Genomic DNA, 17,168 nt, shown 5'->3' with positions numbered 1-17,168 from the left:
CTCCCGGCAAAACCTGCCTCGCGCCGGGAATTCGCCGGTAGATTCACCTCATGACCGAGACTCTCGATCCGATCGACTGGGCGGTGCTGACCGAGCTCCAGGCGGACGCCCGGCTGTCGCTCAGCGAGCTGGGCCGCCGCGTCAACCTGAGCGCCTCGGCAACCACCGAGCGGGTACGCCGACTGGAGTCGCTGGGCGTCATCACCGGCTACCGCGCGGACGTCGACCTGGCGAAGGTCGGCTACCCCGTGCTCGCCGTCGTACGGCTGAAGTATCCCGGCAACAAGCACGAGCCCCTCAAGCGGCTGCTCGCCGAGCGCGGCGAGTTCCTCGAGTGCCTGCGCACCACCGGCGACGACTGCTACACCCTCAAGGTCGCCGCCACCTCGATGCCGCACCTCGAAGAACTCGTCAACGAGCTGACCGAGTTCGGCAGCACAACCACCAACCTCGTCTACTCCCAGACCCAGCCCTACCGCGGCCCGAGCAGACCTAGTTGAGCTCTCCGAAGGCTTCGATCGCGCGCAGGGCGTCCGTCTGAGACATGCCGGGCGGCTGGATCCGGAGAATGATGCCGTCGGCACCCATCTCCTCGTAGTGGGCGATCCGCTCGGCGCATTCGGCCGAGGATCCGATGACGCTGCGGTCGACGATGTCATCCCAGCCTTGGGTGTAGCGGCTCGCGTCGGCCGAGGTCCGCTTCCACCCGGTGTAGGCGTCGTACAGGTCGCGCAGCGGCTCCTCCAACGCCTTCCGGGCGTCCTGCGAGGTTGGGGCGGCGTAGCCCTCCCGGCACAGAATGACCTCGGCGCCGAGCGTGCCTTCGCCGCGCGGATACCCCTGGTACTCCGCGATCTTCGCCGGCAGATCGGAGTCCAGCTCGTTGAACGACGTCGTCCACCCATCACACGTCCGGGCGGTCCGCTCCAGTACGGCGGACACTCGGCCACCGTTCCACAGTCGGGGCCGCGGCGACTGCACCGGGCGCGGCGACAGGTAGGCGTCCTGGATGCTCGTGAACCGACCCTCGTACGTCACCGAATCCGACGTCCACAGCTTCGTGACGATCTCGAGGCACTCCTCGAACCGCGCGACCCGCTCGCGCTGCATCACGCCGTACAGGGCGAACTCCTCCGGGCGGTACCCGAGCACGAAGCCGGCCGTGACCCGGCCACCGGAGAGCACGTCCAGATGCGCGAGGGTTTCAGCCAGTACGACGGGCTGGTACAGCGGTGCGACAATGCCCGCGGTGGCGATCCCGATCGTCGACGTGTGGGCGGCCAGCCAGGTCATAGAGGTGAGGATCTCGTGGTACCCGGGCCGGTGCAGATGCCGCTCTCCCAGCACCACCCACTCGAATCCGGCCTGCTCGGCCAGCCGCGCCTGCTCGACCGCGTCGGCCAGTTGCGGCCGCTCGCCGTCGGTGCCGTACAGATTGAGATACAGACCCAGCCGCATCGGGGAGCCACCTTCCGTTGACAGAGAGCACTCGGGGTATTTACGGTCTTGACCGTAAGTCCTTTTGCGTCGGAATGCGACCCCTAACCGCCTGAAGGTGTCCCTAAGGAGCCGACCTTGACTGTTCTATCGCATCCGGTCGGCGTTCCTGCCGGCACCGGATCGGCGCCGATCAGCGCGATCCGGACCCGTGTGGTGAGCGCGCCGTACCGTCGGCCGTTCCAGATCAGCAGTGGCGTCAGTACGGATCTGATCAGCCTGGTGGTGGAGATCCATACGTCCGACGGCGCGGTCGGGATCGGCGAGACCTCACCCATGACCGCGTACACCGGGGAGACCCTGGCCGGTGTCACCGCCGCGATCGAGGAGCACCTCGCCCCGGCTCTGATCGGCCGTGACCCGCTGGACCGGGCCGGTGCGCATGTGGTGATGGACGCGGTCCTGCGCGGCCAGCACGTGGCCAAGTCCGGCCTCGACATCGCCCTGTACGACCTGGCCGGCCGTCTGAGCGGCTGGCCGGTGCATGCGCTGCTCGGCGGCAGTATCCGTAGCCGGGTGCAGACCGCCTGGGTGGTGGGCCTCGGCACGCTCGACGAGATGGCTGCGGAGGCCGCTGAGTACTCCGCCCGTGGCTTCCAGCATCTGAAGCTCAAAGGCGGCCATGACCCGGCCAAGGACCTCGAGCTGATCCGTGCGGTCCGCGCAGTGATCCCAGCCGACACAGAGGTGTGTCTGGACGCCAACGAGGGGTACGACGCGACTACCGCGCTGCCGTACCTCGCCAAGATGACTGCGGCCGGTCTGAACCTGCTGGAGCAACCACTGCCCCGCTGGGACCTGGCGGGGATGGTGCGGTTGCGAGAGCGGCTCGACGTCCGGCTGATGGCCGACGAGAGCATGCACTCGCTCCACGATGCACTGGAGATCGTACGGCGCGGCGCGGCCGACGTACTGAACATCAAGATCCTCAAGGTCGGCGGACTGCACCGGGCGCTGCAGATCGCCAATCTGGCCGAGGCTGCGGGGCTGGCGGTGAAGGTAGGCTCGATGCCGGAGCTGGGCGTCGCCACGCTGGCCGCAGTCCACCTGGCGGCCGCCGTACCGGGTGCAACTGTCCCGGCCGACCTGGTCGGCCCGCTGCTGGTCGAGGAGGACCCGCTCGCTCCGAGTGTGTTTGCCGACTGCAAGGGCTGGATCGACGTACCCACCCGACCCGGCCTCGGCCACGACGTCTGAGAGGTCTCATGCATCCCCTCGTCGAACAACTCCGCGGCACAGTGCTCCCTGCGGTCTTCACTCCGATGGACAGCACCGGAGTCATCGCGTACGACGCTCTGTCCGCGTACGCGGGTGCTATCGCGGGCCAGGACATCGGCGGGATCGCGGTCTGGGCCCACACCGGCCGCGGGCTCTACCTGAGCGCAGCAGATCGGGCAAAGGTGCTGGAGACGTGGCGGCAGGCGACTGCGGCTCCGATCGTGGCCGGAGTCGGCGTACCGCGGTCAGAGTCCCCGCAGAGCCTGCGGGACGCCGCAGACCTGACTGTGGCAATGGCTCTGCAGGCTGCCGACGCCGGAGCGGATGCAGTGATGGTCTATCCGCTGGCTGGCCTGGCCGAGCTGCCGGACGGGCATGCGCAGGCCGTGAAGCTGCATGAGCGAGTGGCTGTGGAGAGTGGCCTGCCACTGGTCGGTTTCTACCTGCACGGCGAGGCCGGCGGCTACCCGTACCCGCCAGAGCTCATCCGGGACCTTCTGAGCCTCGATGCGATGCTCGGGGTCAAGACGGCGACGCTGGACCGAGCCATCGGGACTCAGGACGCAATCTGGGCCGGGCGGGACACCGGCAAGCTGCTGATCACGGGTGAGGACCGCATGTACGGTCCGTCATTCATGTGGGGCGCAGATACGGCCCTGGTCGGTATCGCGTCCGCACAGGTCGAGCTGTCGGTCGCCGTACTGCGAGCTTGGCAGGCAGGCGAACACAGCGCTTTCCTGACCGCATCCGACCGGCTGGATCGCTTCGCCGCGGCGACGTTCTACGCACCCATCGAGGGCTACGTGCAGCGGATGATCTGGGCAGCCGTCTGGGAGGGTCTGCTCCCCGAGGAGGCGGCGCACGACCCCTACGGCCCGGCCCTGCCCAGCACCGAGCGTGAGCTGGTGATCAGGACGCTGGAGGCACTGCAGCTCGACAAGTGAGGTGGCGCGCTCCCTCCATCGCTCCACCCGCACCTCGTCCGCTGCGCGACCACGGTCACCTTGCGGTAATTATGGTCTTGACCGAAACTAAAAGACTCTGCTTCGATCGTCAAGTGTTCGGCCCACCCTGCATTACAGTGCGTGGCATGGGGGTGTCCTGATGGCAGTCGTGGTCGGCGTTGTCGGGCCGGAGGACGTCGTGCAGCGGGTGATCGCGACCGGTCCGCCGAGCGGTGCGACCCTGCTCCCGCTCTCCTACCGGCACGAGACCGAGACGGTCGAGCTGGTCGAGCAGTCCCAGGAGAAGGTCGACGCGCTGCTCTTCACCGGCATCGTCCCGTACACGATCGCCACCGAGGCCGGAGCCGTCGACCGCCCTGCCATGTATGTCTCGTACGACGGCGCCACGCTCCTGCGCGCCCTCGTCGAGCTGCTGCGGCTCGGGCACAACGTCACCCAGTTCTCGATCGACACGCTCCGGCGCAGCGAGGTGCTGGAGACCCTGATCGAGGCCAAGCTGCCGACCGACCAGATCCAGGTGCTGCCGTACCGTCCCGGCCTGACCTCGGACGACATCGTCACCTTCCACCGCACTGCGCGCGACAAGCACGACACGAAGATCGCGATCAGCTGCCTGGGTTCGGCGTTCCACCTGCTCGAGAACGAGATGCCCTCGGTCCGCCTGGTCCCGTCGCGCTACTCGATCCGCTCCACCCTGCAGGCCCTCGTCCTCACCACCAGCGGCCAGCATGTCGGCGACGCCCAGGTCGCGCTCGGCATCGTCGATCTCCCCGAGCCCGACGACGCCCTGGCCGGCGACCTGATCACGCTTGGCGGCAGCCTCGCCCTGCTCCCCGACGGCCGGTACCTCGTCGTCACCACCCGCGGCCTGCTTGAGCAGGCGACCGAACAGTTCACCCGGATGCCGCTCCTCGATCACCTGGCCGCGCGGCACAGCACGGCGTACGTCGGATTCGGTATCGGCCGCACCGCCGCGGAAGCAGAAGCCCTGGCCCGCCGCGCGGTCGGCCGGGCCGGCTCGATCGGCACTGTGGCCGGCGTCGTCTCGATGTCCGACGACGTCGAGATCGTCATCGAACCCTCCGGCGACCAACCCGCCATCCCCCGCGGCACCGAAAGCCTCCCCCTGCTGGCCCGTCGAGTCGGCCTCAACCCGGCCACCCTCGCCCGCATGCGCGAGCTCACCGCCAAGAACCCCGACGGCCTGACCACCCAAGACGTAGCCGACCACCTGGCAGTCCAACTCCGCACCGCCAGACGCGTGTTGAAGCGCCTAGAACGAGCCGGCCTGGCCGACCCGATCGCCACCCAACAACACGGCCGAACCGGCCGGCCCCCCACCATCTACGCCATCCGCCTCTAGCCCCTTCTTCCCTCCCGTCCCCCCGGCGCTGCCATCTCATGGGTTCGGGTGGCGACGGGTCAGGGGGTGATGATGGTGACGCCGGCGGGGGTGCCGGTGCTGAGGGCGGCCAGGGCGGCGGGGGTTTCGTCGAGGGTGATGGTGCGGGCGATGAGGGCTGCGGGGTTGAGGTTGCCTTGGGCAACTTGGGCGAGCATCTCGGGGTAGGCGTGGGCGGGCATGCCGTGACTGCCTAGCCACTGGAGTTCCTGGCCGATCAGGCGACCGACATCGAGCTGTACGCCGTCGGGCAGCAACCCGATCTGCACGTGCCGACCGCGCGGCCGGAGCACCCGCAACGCCTGCTGGACAAGGTCGTTCGAGCCCAACGCATCGAACGTGACATGCGCACCGACATCACCCACCTCCGCGGTCGTCTCTACTGCGCCGTACTGGCGGGCCAACTCCAGCGCGGCCGGGTTCGTGTCGACCGCGATCACGTGCGCACCGACCGCGGCAGCGATCATCACCGCTGACAACCCGACCCCGCCACAGCCGAAGACGACCACGGTCTCGCCGGCCTGGACCTTCCCGACCTGCCGGACCGCCCGGTACGACGTCGCAAACCGGCAGCCGAGCCCAGCCGCCGTACCGAAGTCGAGCTCGTCGGGCAGCCGCACCAGATTCACCTGCGCATACGGAATCGCGACGTACTCCGCGAACGACCCCCAGTAGTTGAACCCCGGCTGCAACTGATTCGGACACACCTGCTGATTGCCCGCCAAGCATTCGGAGCACGATCCACACGCGCAGATGAACGGCGTGGTCACCCGATCCCCGACCTGCCACCCCTCGACCCCAGCACCCACCGCCGCAACAGTCCCGGCCAACTCATGCCCAGGCACATGCGGCAGCACGATGTCCGAGTCATGCCCCATCCACCCGTGCCAATCACTCCGGCACAACCCGGTTGCCTCGACCTTCAGCACCACGGAACCCGCCATCACCTCCGGCTCCGCAACCTCCCGCACCTCAGGCACAACGCCGTACTCCGAAATCACCACAGCGCGCATAACCATCCCCATCGCTAGGATCCAGCAGTGACACCTGAGCCGCTGTGGCAGCAGTATGAACGATCCGTCCACAAGGTACTGGCCGAGTTCGATCCCGCCGCGACCGTCTTGCACGATCGACAGCTGGACGGTCGATTGAGCGGCGCGAAACGACAGGTTGATATCTGGGCGTCGGGCTCGGTGGCCGGCGCGACGGTCACCATCGCCATCGAGTGCAAGCGTTACCGGCGCGCCGTTGGCATCGGCACGGTCGACGAGTTCGCCGGCAAGTTGCAGGACCTCGACGTCGATCGCGGCATCCTCTACTCGTACTCAGGGTTCACGCAGGCCGCGGCCAACCGAGCCGCGAACTCGTGGCCACCGAAGATCCAAGCAGTCGAGCTCGAGCCGCCTGTTCTCCCGAGCGGTCAGTTGTCGGAGGCTGCCGAGCGTGCTGCTCCAGGAGAACCGGCGTTCATGGATCACTACGCCGCGCTGCCAGCGGAGCTCACCTCCGAGCGCATCATCCGATTCCTCGTGCACGGCGAGTGGATCGGCAGTTGATCAGACGAACGCGATCGGCTCAACCTACGCAGAACTCGTTGCCCTCCGGGTCGAGCATCACGACGTGACCTAGCTCGGAGCCGTAGAGCTCCTCGCGCACCTGAGTCGCGCCCAGCTCCACCAGGGCCGCGGCCTTGGTGCGCATCTGCTCGGCGGACGCGGCATCGCGCTCGCCGGGACCGGCAACCCGGATGTCGATGTGCAGCCGGTTCTTCGCGGTCTTCGGCTCGGGCACCCGGAGGAAGCCGATCGCCGGCAGCTCGTCGTCAGGATCGATGATCGACGTGTTGTCGGGACTGTCGAAGCCGGGCTCGATCACGTAGCCGAGCGCCGCGGCCCAGAATCTCGCCAAGGAGGCTGGGTCCGCGGCGTCGCGGCCGATCGTCCATTTCGTCGCCATACCGGCGACGGTAGTACCTGTTCCGGACGTTCTACCGCCGGAATGCTCAGCCGCCGGCCACGGCCGGGATGATCGAGACCTGGCCGCCGTCCTTGATCGCGGTCTGCAGCCCCTCGGCGAAGCGGACGTCGTCGTCGTCGACGTACACGTTCACGAAGCGGCGCAGCTCACCGGACTCGTCCAGCACGCGGGACTTGAGCCCCGGGTACGACGCGTCGAGCGAGTCGAGCACCTCGGTGAGGGTCGCGCCCTCGGCGGACACCTCGGAGACGCCCTGGGTGTAGGGCCGGAGGATGGTCGGGACGCGGACACTCACACTCACTGCAGGCCTGCCTTCACGAAGGCGTCGTACGACGCGGGGATGGTCACCTTCGGGCCGACCCGGTCGGCCACCGCGTCGAGCGTCTTGAGCCCGTCGCCGGAGTTGATGATCACCGTCTCCGCGTCGGGGTCGATCTGACCGGTCTCGATCAGCTTCTTCAGCGTCGCGACGGTCACCCCACCGGCGGTCTCGGTGAAGATGCCCTCGGTGCGGGCGAGCAACTGGATGCCGTCGACAACTTCCTCGTCGGAGACGTCCTCGATGACACCACCGGTACGGCGGGCGACGTCCAGCACGTACGGTCCGTCGGCCGGGTTTCCGATGGCGAGCGACTTCGCGATCGTGTCCGGCTTGACCGGCTTCACCACGTCGTGACCGTCGCGGAACGCCTGCGCCACCGGGGAGCAACCGGTCGCCTGCGCGCCGTAGATCTTGTAGTCGGTGGCGTCGACCAGCCCGAGCTTGCCGAGCTCGGTGAAGCCCTTGTCGATCTTGGTCAGCTGCGAACCGGACGCGACCGGGATCACCACCTGCTGCGGGATCCGCCAGCCGAGCTGCTCGGCGATCTCGAAGGCGAGCGTCTTGGAGCCCTCGGAGTAGTACGGGCGGACGTTGACGTTGACGAACGCCCAGCCCTCTTCCTCACCGGCGATCTCGGAGGCCAGCTTGTTCACGTCGTCGTAGTTGCCGTCCACGGCCACCAGCGTCCCGCCGTACACAGCGGTGGTGATGATCTTGGGGCGCTCGAGGTCCTTCGGGATGAAGACGACCGAGCGGATGCCGGCCCGGGCGGCGGCCGCGGCGACGGCGTTGGCCAGGTTGCCGGTGGAGGGGCAGGCGAAGACCTTCATGTCCAGCTCGCGGGTGGCGCTGAGCGCGGTCGCGACGACCCGGTCCTTGAAGGAGTGGGTCGGGTTGCCGGAGTCGTCCTTCACCCAGAGCTTGCGCAGCCCCAGCTCGCGGGCGAGGTTCTGCGCGTCGATGAGCCGGGTGTAGCCGGGCTCGGTGTTCGGGAAGCTGGCCACGTCGACCGGGACGGGCAGCAGCGGCTGGTAGCGCCAGATGTTCTTCGGGCCGGCCTCGATCTGCTCCCGCGTGATGGTCGGAAACTCGTAACCGACCTCGAGAGGACCGAAGCACTCCATACAGGCGTAGAACGGGCCGAGCGGCGACTTCGCCCCACAGGCGCGACAGCTCAGGTGCGTTCCGTTGCCGAAGGCACCTTCACGGATGGTGTGGGCGGCGGTGGCCAGGCTCATGGCTGAGGTTCCCCTCTCATCTTCCCCGCGAACACCGGATCTCGATGGCGGGACGGATTTGGCACCGTTCCACCGTGAGTGGCCCCGGGTGGGGTCTCGACGGGGAGGGTTGCCGGGACTTCAACGGGCCGTTTCCCTCAGTCCCTCTGGATGAGCTGCCCCGAGGTTACCCAATCGGGTCCGGATCGCGCCCTCCGACTTCCAGCATGCGAGACGGCGTCTCATATTCGCCGTTCGAGGAATCTCATCACCGGGGTGGCCGCGACCCCGTGCAGGACGACGCTCAGGACCACCGTGAAGCCGAGGGTCGCCCACAGCCAGGGCAGCTCGGACCGGAAATGCATCCCGACCGCCGCGAGGTAGTAGATCGAGGACACGCCCCGCACGCCGAACGCCGCTGTCGCCCACGCCTCGGTCCGGCTCAGCCCGCTCCTGATGAGCGACAGCCGACCCAGAACCGGCCGTACGACGACCACCAGCAGTACGCCGATCAACACCCCGCTCCAGGTAAGCGGCTTGAGCAGCCCAGCGGTCACGGCGACGCCGAGAAGGAGCAGCACGCTCCAGGTCAGAATGTGTTCGAGCTCACCGATGAAGTCGTGCAGCTCGTTGTGGAAGTCGTGACTGCGTTCGGCGGCGCGGAGGGTGAGCGCGGCCACGAAGACCGCGATGAATCCGTACCCGTGCGCCACCTCGGTCAGGCCGTAGACACCCAGCGTCATCGCAAGCGCCAGCACGGGCTCGCGGGCATCCGCCAGCCGGAGACTTGCCGCCCGCGCCGAGAAAGTCATCCGGCCGAGCAGCCAACCCGCCCCGAAGCCGACGGCAACCCCGATGACCGTCTTGCCGACGACATCCCAAGCGATCCACTCCACCGGCGAAAAGTTCTTGGTCACAAGGAAAACCGCGAGGTAGACGAGCGGAGCGGCCAATCCGTCGTTCAGACCCGCCTCAGAAGTCAGAGCGAACCGTACGTCGTCCTCCTCGTCCAGCTCGGCGTCCTCGCCGGTACTCGGCCCGCCCACCTGCACATCCGACGCGAGCACGGGGTCGGTGGGCGCCAGTACGGCCGCGATCAGCAGTGCGGTCGCCGGTGCGAGGCCCAGCAACCAGCCCACTCCGGTCAGTGCCGCGACACCGGCCGGCATTGCGATGAACAGCAGCCGCCACGTCGCGCCCCAGTGCAAGAGGCTGATCGGCCGGTCGATGGCGAGGCCTACACCCATCAGCGCGATGATCACCGTCAGCTCGGCCAGATGTTTGGTGATCTCCGGCTCGGCGATCGGACTGAGGTGCGTCCGGTCCACCACCAGCCCGAGCAACATTCCGCCGCCGAGGAACGCGATCGGCGCGGAGACGGCGTACCGGGAGAGCAGCCGGGGCAGCACGGCACCCATCAGCAGGGCGAGCCCCGCGACCAGGTAGAGCCCGTCCCCGTCGATCACAGAACGCCAGTGCCCCTGGCTACCTCAGACGATGCGTCGCACCAGGAGTATGTGTCGGCAGCGACTTGCGCGGCCCGAACCGCGGGTGGCCGATGCCGGCCATCTCGAGCAACCGCTGCACCCGGAACCGGTGACCGCGATAGGGCTCGATCAGCTCGGCGCAGCCGTCGTCGTCCAGCTCCTCACCGATCAGCGCGAACGAGACGTTGCGGGACACGTGATAGTCCGCGAACGAGAACGCATCCGCGTCACCATGCGCCCGCTGCCGCACCTCGGCCGCCGTCCACACCCCGACCCCGGGCAACGACCGCAACCGCCGCTCGATCTCGGCCGAGTCGGTCAGCTCCAACGTCCGCTCCAGCGCCTTCGCCCGAGTCGCAGCCGTCACGACCACCCGCGACCGCCGGCCCTCGACGCCAGCCCGCAACCACTGCCACGACGGAATCAACCGCCACTCCTCCGGCGCCGGCGGCACCTTCATCGCCCGCCCCTCCGGCCCACCCGGGCCTGGCGCAGCCTCGCCGTACTCACCCAGCAGCAACCGCCAAGCCCGGAACGCTTCCTTGCCTGTCACCACCTGCTCGATCCCCGCCGCCGCCATCGCCTCGAACACCGCCCGACTCCGCGGCACCCGCACATGCGGGAACCGATGCGCGGCGTCCACCAACGCGCGATGCTCAGGCAGCGGCTCGAACCCGTCCCAACTGTCGGCCTCCCCCAACAACTCGGGCACCCCGTCCAGCGCCCACTCCGCCCCCGGCCCCCAAGCCTCTGCCTCAACCTCGTCGCCACGCGGCGTCAATCGCAGCAACACCGGCCCCTCAGGCGTCCGCGTCGCTCGCCAAACAGTCCGCCGCCCAGCGTCGTACACATAAGCCGGATCCCCCGGCCCCTTCCGCAACCCACCGATGACCGAGTGCGGATCCACCACCCGCCCCGCCCGCCAGACCCGCACCATCGAACCCACCATCACAGTCTCACCCAACCCACCGACAACTACCGAACAGCAACCGGCACGGCGGCCAGACGCTCGCGCATCCAGGGATACGGGTCGACCAGCGACTCCCGAGTCGACAGCATCTGCTGCACGAGCTCCGCGAGGCGGTCGCCCATGACGTAGTGCCGCCCCTTGGTTTCACCGACCGGACGCAGCAGGCCGAGGTCCGTGAGCTTCGCGAAGTCGCGGCTCGCCGTCCGCTCCTCGATCTCGGCCCGGCGAACGTACGTCGACCGCCGGATCCGGAAGCCGAGCGATGCGTCGAACAGTTCGTCGGCCACTCGTTCTTCCAACCCGTGCAGGCTGATCAGATCGTCGAACGCCACCCACAGCTTGCCCGCCTCGTCGTACCGACGCTGGACGGTCTGCGCCTGGATGTGGTGCGCTCGAAGATTGAACTGCACCCAGAGCGCAGCGGAACGCTCCGGGCGCCAACCGCCTTCGCCGGTCGCGGCGAGCACCCGGTAGTAGTCCTGGGTGTTGCCACCCAGCCACTCCTCGATGCTGGAGAACGCCGGCTCCGCGATACCACCGAGGGACAGCACCAGCGTCTGCAGCGCTCGCGCCATCCGCCCGTTGCCATCGCGGAACGGGTGGATCATGACGAGGTTCAGATGCGCCATCGCCGCACGGACCAGCGGATCCGCCTCGGAATCGGCCTGCTGCCCGGACATCAGCTCCGCGACAAGTCCCGGCACTTGATCGGCCGGTGGACCCTCGTAGACATTCTCGCCCGTGGTCTCGTCCTGCACGTAGATAGCGCCCTGCCGGTAGCTGCCCGGGCTCTTCGCCAGATCGTGACTGAGCATCATGAAGTGCATGCCGCGCACGGCGGACGCATCCAGCCGGAAGTCCGCGTCCTTCGCCATCGCCAGCACATATCCGAGCGCCTGCCGATACCCGCGAATCTCAGCGAAGGTCTGCTCGTCGGCGCTCATCGCCTCCTCGTCGTCCAGCGCGGCCGCGGCGTCGTCGAGCCGGACGTCGTACCCCTCGATGCTGTTCGAGCCCTGGATCGCCCGCGCCAGCATGCTTCGGCGCAGCCCACCGTCCCAGCGCCGCGGCATCCGGAGGATGTCGGCGAGCTCGGTCCGGTAGGCGTGGATCTGCGCGAGGACCCGCTGGTCGTCGGGGCCGAGCTCAGGTGCCTGGAAGAGTGCCATGTCCGCGATGCCGCCCTCAATGTCCCAATGTCTTTATTCTTGGGACACTCTACCGCAATGTCCCAAGAATCGCGACATCGAGACATTGCGCGGCCGAAGGCTGATACTGGGGCGTATGACCGGGTGGCAGTGGGTGAAGTTGGTGGGGAACTTTGTGAACCTGTCGACGCTGGCCGGGTTCGTGGTGGCGGGGATCGGGCGCGCGAAGGTGAGCCGGGGGCCGCGGGGGTTGTTCTTCGCGAACGGGTACCGGTTGGGGTTTCCGGTGGCGGGCGCGTTCACGATCGGGAACGTGGTGCTGAGCAAGCACGACGTGAGCTACTTCGGCAGCGAGCTGCTGGTGAAGCACGAGGAGCGGCACTCGTGGCAGTACTTCTGCCTGCTGGGGTTGCCGATGCTGCCCCTGTACGTCGTCGGCGTCATCGTCTCGTGGTTGCTGACCGGGTGTCCGGCGTCGCGGAACCCGTTCGAGCGGATGGCCAGTCTGAAAGACGGTGGGTACGTCGAGCACCCGGTGCAGCCGATCGGACGGACGGTGACGCAGGCAGTCAGCGCGCTGCGATCGCGTCCGAAAGGGCCGTGAGGACGGTCACCACACCGGTGGGGTCGTCGACCACGATGTCGGCGGCTTCGATCAGCTCGGTCGCCCCAGAGGACCGAGTGGCGAGCAGTACGGCGCTCAGCCCGGTCCTGCGCTGTTCTTCGATGGCTCGGAAGGCGGCCAGGTCACCTAGGTCGTCACCGGCGTAGAGGACGGACCGTGCACCGGTGGACTCAAGGAGACGGCGCAGCGCGACGCCCTTGTCGATTCCGGGCGGACGGAGCTCCAGGACCAGGTTCCCAGGCTCCAGACGGAGCTCGGTCGCATCCGCCAGCTCGGTGAGCGGCGTACGGAGTCGATCGAAGGCTCCGGCCGGATCGGTCAGCCGGCGGGTGTGGACGGCCAGCGAGCTCTCTTTGTCCTCCACGAAGGCGTCTGGCACGCCTGCGACGCTCAGCAGCTCAGGCAGCCGCTCGCGCGCCACAGCGACCCCGGCCGGGACCGGGTCGCTGGTGATCTTGCCGGTGGACGCTTCCCACTGCTCCAGGCCGTAGTGACCCAGTACGACGAGGCTGCCGAGACCGGGGTGTCCAGTAACGCCGGTCAGCTCCGTGGCGACCAGTGCGGGGCGGCCGGTGACGATGGCAACCTGACGGACTGAGCGGGCCAGCCGGGCCAGTGCGTCGAGCGCGCCGTCGGCGGGCCGGGCGCGGGCCGGGTCCTCGACGAGCGGGGACAGGGTGCCGTCGAAATCGGAGGCGATCACAGCACTGGCCGGATCGGCGACGATCGCCTGCCATCCGGCGTGGCCGAGATCGGTCTGGATGACCGGCGTACTCATCCGGTGTAGTCCGAGGTCAGGATCACGGTCAGGCGATCCATCTTCATGTTGTCCAGAGCCGGCTTCGTCCGGGCGACCCCGAGGTCGCGGGCCAGCTGGTTGGCCGCCTGGACCATGCTCGGCGGGTAGTAAACCGTGCTTTCGACGACTTTGCCGTGCCAGTTGTCCACACCGGAGACAGTCCAGCCGGCTTGCCGTGCCCGCCCGGCCACCTGGTCGGCCAGGCCCTTGCGCGCGGTGTTGTTGTACACCTCGGCGGCCGGCCGCTCAGCGGTCGGAATAGTCGTCGGGTTGGTGACCGGCGCGCTCGGCTCAGTCGAAGGCCCGGTTGAAGGCACCGTCGTAGGAGCCGTCGTGGGAGCAGTAGTCGGCGCAGTAGTGGGAGCCGTGGTCGGCGCTGTGGTCGGTTTGCGGGGCGGCACGCTGGCCACGATCGTCGACGGTCCACCGGACGGCTTGGCCGACGGCTTCGGCGTACTCGTGCCCTTCGGCTCGTCCGCGCTGCTCTCGTGCCCGCGCGTCCCGAACAGCACCAGCAGTCCGCCGACGACGGCGACGACGGCGATCACAGCGACCAGGGACGAGAGCACTTGACCCTTGTCGCCCGTGGGTCGGGACATCGTCAGACCTCGATACCCAGTCGACGTGCGGAGCGGGCGCGCTGGCGGGCGGCGCGCAGCCGGCGCAGGCGCTTCACCAGCAGCGGGTCGTGCGCGAGGGCCTCGGACTTGTCGATCAGCGCGTTCAGGACCTGGTAGTACCGGGTCGCCGACATCTGGAACTGGTCGCGGATCGCCTGCTCCTTGGCCCCGGCGTACTTCCACCAGTGGCGCTCGAAAGCGAGGATCTGTCCGTCACGCTCGGAAAGCCCGGCAACCACTGGCGACGCGGCTTCGGCGGGCTCGGAAGAGCTGGCGTTGGCGCTGTCCATCTGCTGCTGACTCCTGTGCGGTCGGTGATCGTCCGTCCGCGCTCCACTGTACGTGCCGAACAACAGCAATGTCATTCACCATGGGCCTCGTGGCGGGCGTGGCTTGAGTGATTGCGGTGTCCAGGTGCGTGCCTGGGCGACGCAAGCGCCAAGTCATGTCCGTCACGAGGCCCTTGAACGACACGGAGCGTGTCGTGCGGGCGGCCGGGCAGGGGTAACTCTGGCAGGATCAGAGGGTGAGCTCAACTGTTTCCAGCCAAGCGCTGGTGGAAGAGCTGCAGGCCAGGAGCCGTGAGGTGGACCCGCTGGTCAACGCCATCTGCACGCCCAACCCCGCCGCTCTCACTGACGCCGCTCAGCTCGACACGGAGCGTGACCAAGGTCGCGTCCGTGGACCGCTGCACGGAGTCCCCGTCCTGGTGAAGGACAACATCGACACCGCCGGCCTGGCGACCACCGCCGGGTCACTGGCGCTCGCCGAGCAACCACCGCCCCCGCAGGACGCGCTCGTGATCCAGCGACTACGCGCGGCAGGCTGTGTGATCCTCGGCAAGACCAATCTGAGCGAGTGGGCGAACTTCCGCGGCTCCGCGTCCTGCTCCGGCTGGAGCGGGTACGGCGGCCTGACGCGGAACCCGTATGCGCTGAACCGGTCCCCCGGCGGCTCGTCCAGCGGTTCCGGGGTCGCAGTGGCGGCGGGGCTGGCCGATTTCGCCATCGGCACCGAAACCAACGGTTCGATCGTCTGTCCGGCCGCTCTGAGCGGCATTGTCGGTCTGAAGCCCACAGTGGGTCTCATCCCGCAGCAGGGCATCGTCCCGATCTCGCACTCGCAGGACACCGCCGGTCCGATGACCAGGACGGTCATGCAGTCCGCAGCCCTGCTCAACGTGCTCACCGGCGGCGGGACCGACTACACCGAGCACTGTCGCGGTGACGACCTCAGCGACGTGCGCATCGGCGTACCGCGTGGTCCGCTCTGGGGCTACTCGCTCGGTCTGGACCAGGTGACCGAGCAGGCCCTGGAGATCCTGAGTCGCTGCGGCGCCACTCTGGTCGACCACCTCTCGCTTCCGACCCCAGGTGGTGATCAGGACCAGCTCCACGTCCTGGCGCACGAGATGAAGGTCGACATGGCGGCGTACCTGGCCACTCGCGCTCCGGGCGGTCCCAAGACGCTGGACGACCTCATCGCCTACAACCGGGCGCATGCGGACGTGGAGCTGCAGTGGTTCGGCCAGGAGCTGTTCGAGCGGGCCGCAGCCACCGAGGGGCTGGACTCGGCCGTCTACGTCTCCGCCCGGCTCAGTGCGCTGAACGCAGGCCGCGACGGCATCGACAACCTGCTGAGGGACAACCAGCTCGACGCTCTGGTCAGCCCGTCGTACTCGCCGGCCTGGAGCATCGACCTGGTGAACGGTGACAACGTGCTGGGCGGCTCGTCCTCACATGCCGCACTGGCGGGCTATCCGCTGCTCTCGGTGCCCTCCGGGCTGGTCTCCGGGCTACCGGTCGGCATCACGTTCAGCGGGACCGGCGGGAGTGACGCCACGCTCATTCGCTTGGCTCACGCCTTCGAAACCGCCAGAATCAAGGCAGATGGACCGTTCCCGACACCGGAGTTCGCACAGTGGGTGTAGATCGTGTCAGATGGGGCATCGTTGCTACTGGCAACATCTCCACGTCGTTCACGCGTGACCTGAAGCTGCTGGACGACGCGGTCGCGACCGCTGTCGCCTCGCGCTCCCAGGACAGTGCCGACAGGTTCGCCGCCGAGCACGGCATCGAGCACGCGTACGACGACTACCGCAGGCTGATCGAGTCCGGCACCGTCGACGTGATCTACATCGGCACTCCGCATCCACAGCACTACGCGATCGCCCGGACTGCGTTGCAGGCCGGGATCGCGGTGCTGTGTGAGAAGCCGGTGACCCTGACAGCGCCACAGGCCCGCGATCTGATCGCGGTCGCCACCGAACACAACACACTGTTCGCCGAAGCGATGTGGATGCGCACCAATCCGGTCATCCAGGCCCTGTTCGCCGATCTGGCGACCGGAGTGATCGGTGAGCCCCAGCAGGTCGTGGCTGACTTCGCCTTCCACAAGCCATCGCTGCCCGCACGCCTGCTGGACCCGGCGCTGGGTGGCGGCTCGCTGATGGACGGCGGCATCTACCCCATGACGTTCGCCTACATGGCGCTGGGCCGCCCTGCCGAGGTGAAGGCGGTGGCGTCCCTCAACGAGGACAACATCGACCTGAACGTCGCCATGGCCTGGCGCTACGACTCCGGCGCGGTGGCTGCCCTCACCTGCGGTCTGAAGTCGCAGAACCCGTGGGTCGCGTCTGTCAGCGGCCCGGACGGCAGTCTGCAGGTGCCACACCGCTTCCATCACCCCGAGTACTACGTCCGCCACACAGCCGCTGGGGCCGAGCGGATCGACGTACCGGCGCATGGGCTTGGGTACCACTATGAGGCCGCCGACGTGATGCGTGCGCTGCGGGACGGACAGATCGAGGTGCCGTCACTACCGCATGCCGGGACTCTCGAGATCCTTGAGCTGCTCGACGAGACGCGGAACCAGATCGGGGTCCGTTACCCCGGTGACGACGACGACCTGACTGGATGAAC

The 17,168-nt window shown here is 68.1% G+C and carries 19 protein-coding genes and 1 riboswitch; of the genes, 8 read left to right on the top strand and 11 right to left on the bottom strand.

All coding sequences use genetic code 11. From position 1 onward, the window contains the following. The first annotated feature begins 50 nt into the window (after nucleotides 1–50). Nucleotides 51–500 (top strand): Lrp/AsnC family transcriptional regulator, encoded by a 450-nt coding sequence (locus OG474_RS23740; RefSeq protein ID WP_405055746.1) that lies wholly within the window; start codon nucleotides 51–53, stop codon nucleotides 498–500. On the opposite strand, the gene OG474_RS23735 is transcribed toward OG474_RS23740, so the two are convergent. Further along, nucleotides 493–1,458: an LLM class flavin-dependent oxidoreductase gene (locus tag OG474_RS23735; protein WP_405055745.1), complete on the bottom strand. Its 966-nt coding sequence runs from the start codon at nucleotides 1,456–1,458 to the stop codon at nucleotides 493–495. The two genes, OG474_RS23740 and OG474_RS23735, sit on opposite strands and share 8 nt — an antisense overlap. A 117-nt stretch (nucleotides 1,459–1,575) precedes the next feature. Here OG474_RS23735 and OG474_RS23730 point away from each other — a divergent pair, with 117 nt between their 5' ends. The 3 genes from OG474_RS23730 (at nucleotide 1,576) to OG474_RS23720 (ending at nucleotide 5,043) form a co-directional block, all read left to right on the top strand. Continuing rightward, on the top strand, nucleotides 1,576–2,694 hold the full coding sequence (locus OG474_RS23730) for a mandelate racemase/muconate lactonizing enzyme family protein (protein ID WP_405055744.1): 1,119 nt from the start codon (nucleotides 1,576–1,578) through the stop codon (nucleotides 2,692–2,694). 8 nt (nucleotides 2,695–2,702) lie between these two features. After that, nucleotides 2,703–3,659: a dihydrodipicolinate synthase family protein gene (locus OG474_RS23725; RefSeq protein ID WP_405055743.1), complete on the top strand. Its 957-nt coding sequence runs from the start codon at nucleotides 2,703–2,705 to the stop codon at nucleotides 3,657–3,659. A gap of 160 nt (nucleotides 3,660–3,819) precedes the next feature. Continuing rightward, nucleotides 3,820–5,043, top strand: coding sequence for a hypothetical protein (locus tag OG474_RS23720; RefSeq protein WP_405055742.1), 1,224 nt, complete (start codon nucleotides 3,820–3,822; stop codon nucleotides 5,041–5,043). Nucleotides 5,044–5,102: 59 nt separating this feature from the next. Here the strand turns inward: OG474_RS23720 and OG474_RS23715 are convergent, their stop codons facing one another. After that, a complete protein-coding gene (locus tag OG474_RS23715) occupies nucleotides 5,103–6,095 on the bottom strand; it encodes an alcohol dehydrogenase catalytic domain-containing protein (protein ID WP_405055741.1) in 993 nt (330 codons plus the stop codon). A 27-nt stretch (nucleotides 6,096–6,122) separates the two neighbouring features. Between OG474_RS23715 and OG474_RS23710 the strand changes: the two genes are divergently transcribed. Beyond that, nucleotides 6,123–6,638 (top strand): restriction endonuclease, encoded by a 516-nt coding sequence (locus OG474_RS23710; protein WP_405055740.1) that lies wholly within the window; start codon nucleotides 6,123–6,125, stop codon nucleotides 6,636–6,638. A gap of 19 nt (nucleotides 6,639–6,657) precedes the next feature. Here the strand turns inward: OG474_RS23710 and OG474_RS23705 are convergent, their stop codons facing one another. From OG474_RS23705 to OG474_RS23680, 6 genes are all read right to left on the bottom strand, one after another. After that, a complete protein-coding gene (locus OG474_RS23705; protein WP_405055739.1) occupies nucleotides 6,658–7,038 on the bottom strand; it encodes a VOC family protein in 381 nt (126 codons plus the stop codon). Nucleotides 7,039–7,084: 46 nt separating this feature from the next. Then, nucleotides 7,085–7,360 carry a ubiquitin-like small modifier protein 1 gene (locus OG474_RS23700; RefSeq protein WP_405055738.1) on the bottom strand — a complete coding sequence of 92 codons (276 nt, stop codon included), beginning with the start codon at nucleotides 7,358–7,360 and terminating at the stop codon, nucleotides 7,085–7,087. Continuing rightward, nucleotides 7,357–8,619 carry a threonine synthase gene (gene thrC, locus OG474_RS23695; RefSeq protein ID WP_405055737.1) on the bottom strand — a complete coding sequence of 421 codons (1,263 nt, stop codon included), beginning with the start codon at nucleotides 8,617–8,619 and terminating at the stop codon, nucleotides 7,357–7,359. The genes OG474_RS23700 and thrC overlap by 4 nt, the downstream gene beginning before the upstream one ends. Nucleotides 8,620–8,632: 13 nt before the next feature. Beyond that, a riboswitch (SAM riboswitch) is annotated at nucleotides 8,633–8,776 on the bottom strand. A 64-nt stretch (nucleotides 8,777–8,840) separates the two neighbouring features. Then, nucleotides 8,841–10,064: a cation:proton antiporter gene (locus OG474_RS23690; protein ID WP_405055736.1), complete on the bottom strand. Its 1,224-nt coding sequence runs from the start codon at nucleotides 10,062–10,064 to the stop codon at nucleotides 8,841–8,843. A gap of 19 nt (nucleotides 10,065–10,083) precedes the next feature. Further along, nucleotides 10,084–11,022: a DNA-3-methyladenine glycosylase family protein gene (locus OG474_RS23685; protein WP_405055735.1), complete on the bottom strand. Its 939-nt coding sequence runs from the start codon at nucleotides 11,020–11,022 to the stop codon at nucleotides 10,084–10,086. Nucleotides 11,023–11,060: 38 nt separating this feature from the next. Further along, nucleotides 11,061–12,224, bottom strand: coding sequence for a Fic family protein (locus OG474_RS23680; RefSeq protein ID WP_405055734.1), 1,164 nt, complete (start codon nucleotides 12,222–12,224; stop codon nucleotides 11,061–11,063). A gap of 115 nt (nucleotides 12,225–12,339) precedes the next feature. On the opposite strand from OG474_RS23680, the gene OG474_RS23675 reads away from it, so the two are divergent. Continuing rightward, nucleotides 12,340–12,807 (top strand): hypothetical protein, encoded by a 468-nt coding sequence (locus OG474_RS23675; protein ID WP_405055733.1) that lies wholly within the window; start codon nucleotides 12,340–12,342, stop codon nucleotides 12,805–12,807. Here the strand turns inward: OG474_RS23675 and otsB are convergent. From otsB to OG474_RS23660, 3 genes are read right to left on the bottom strand one after another with little or no spacing between them, the layout of a single operon-like run. Further along, nucleotides 12,773–13,606 carry a trehalose-phosphatase gene (otsB, locus tag OG474_RS23670; protein WP_405055732.1) on the bottom strand — a complete coding sequence of 278 codons (834 nt, stop codon included), beginning with the start codon at nucleotides 13,604–13,606 and terminating at the stop codon, nucleotides 12,773–12,775. The two genes, OG474_RS23675 and otsB, sit on opposite strands and share 35 nt — an antisense overlap. Then, on the bottom strand, nucleotides 13,603–14,226 hold the full coding sequence (locus OG474_RS23665) for a LytR C-terminal domain-containing protein (RefSeq protein ID WP_405055731.1): 624 nt from the start codon (nucleotides 14,224–14,226) through the stop codon (nucleotides 13,603–13,605). The genes otsB and OG474_RS23665 overlap by 4 nt, the downstream gene beginning before the upstream one ends. 2 nt (nucleotides 14,227–14,228) lie before the next feature. Continuing rightward, nucleotides 14,229–14,537 carry a DUF3263 domain-containing protein gene (locus tag OG474_RS23660; RefSeq protein WP_405055730.1) on the bottom strand — a complete coding sequence of 103 codons (309 nt, stop codon included), beginning with the start codon at nucleotides 14,535–14,537 and terminating at the stop codon, nucleotides 14,229–14,231. A gap of 236 nt (nucleotides 14,538–14,773) precedes the next feature. Between OG474_RS23660 and OG474_RS23655 the strand changes: the two genes are divergently transcribed. After that, complete coding sequence (locus OG474_RS23655) at nucleotides 14,774–16,177, top strand: amidase (protein ID WP_405055729.1); 1,404 nt, start codon at nucleotides 14,774–14,776, stop codon at nucleotides 16,175–16,177. Next, nucleotides 16,168–17,166: a Gfo/Idh/MocA family protein gene (locus OG474_RS23650; protein WP_405055728.1), complete on the top strand. Its 999-nt coding sequence runs from the start codon at nucleotides 16,168–16,170 to the stop codon at nucleotides 17,164–17,166. The genes OG474_RS23655 and OG474_RS23650 overlap by 10 nt, the downstream gene beginning before the upstream one ends. Nucleotides 17,167–17,168: the final 2 nt, after the last annotated feature.

Source organism: Kribbella sp. NBC_01505 (assembly GCF_045040285.1).
In the GTDB taxonomy this organism is placed as follows: Bacteria; Actinomycetota; Actinomycetes; order Propionibacteriales; family Kribbellaceae; genus Kribbella.
The sequence above is the reverse complement of the archived record's forward strand: the minus strand, read 5'-3'. Positions and strand labels throughout refer to the sequence as shown.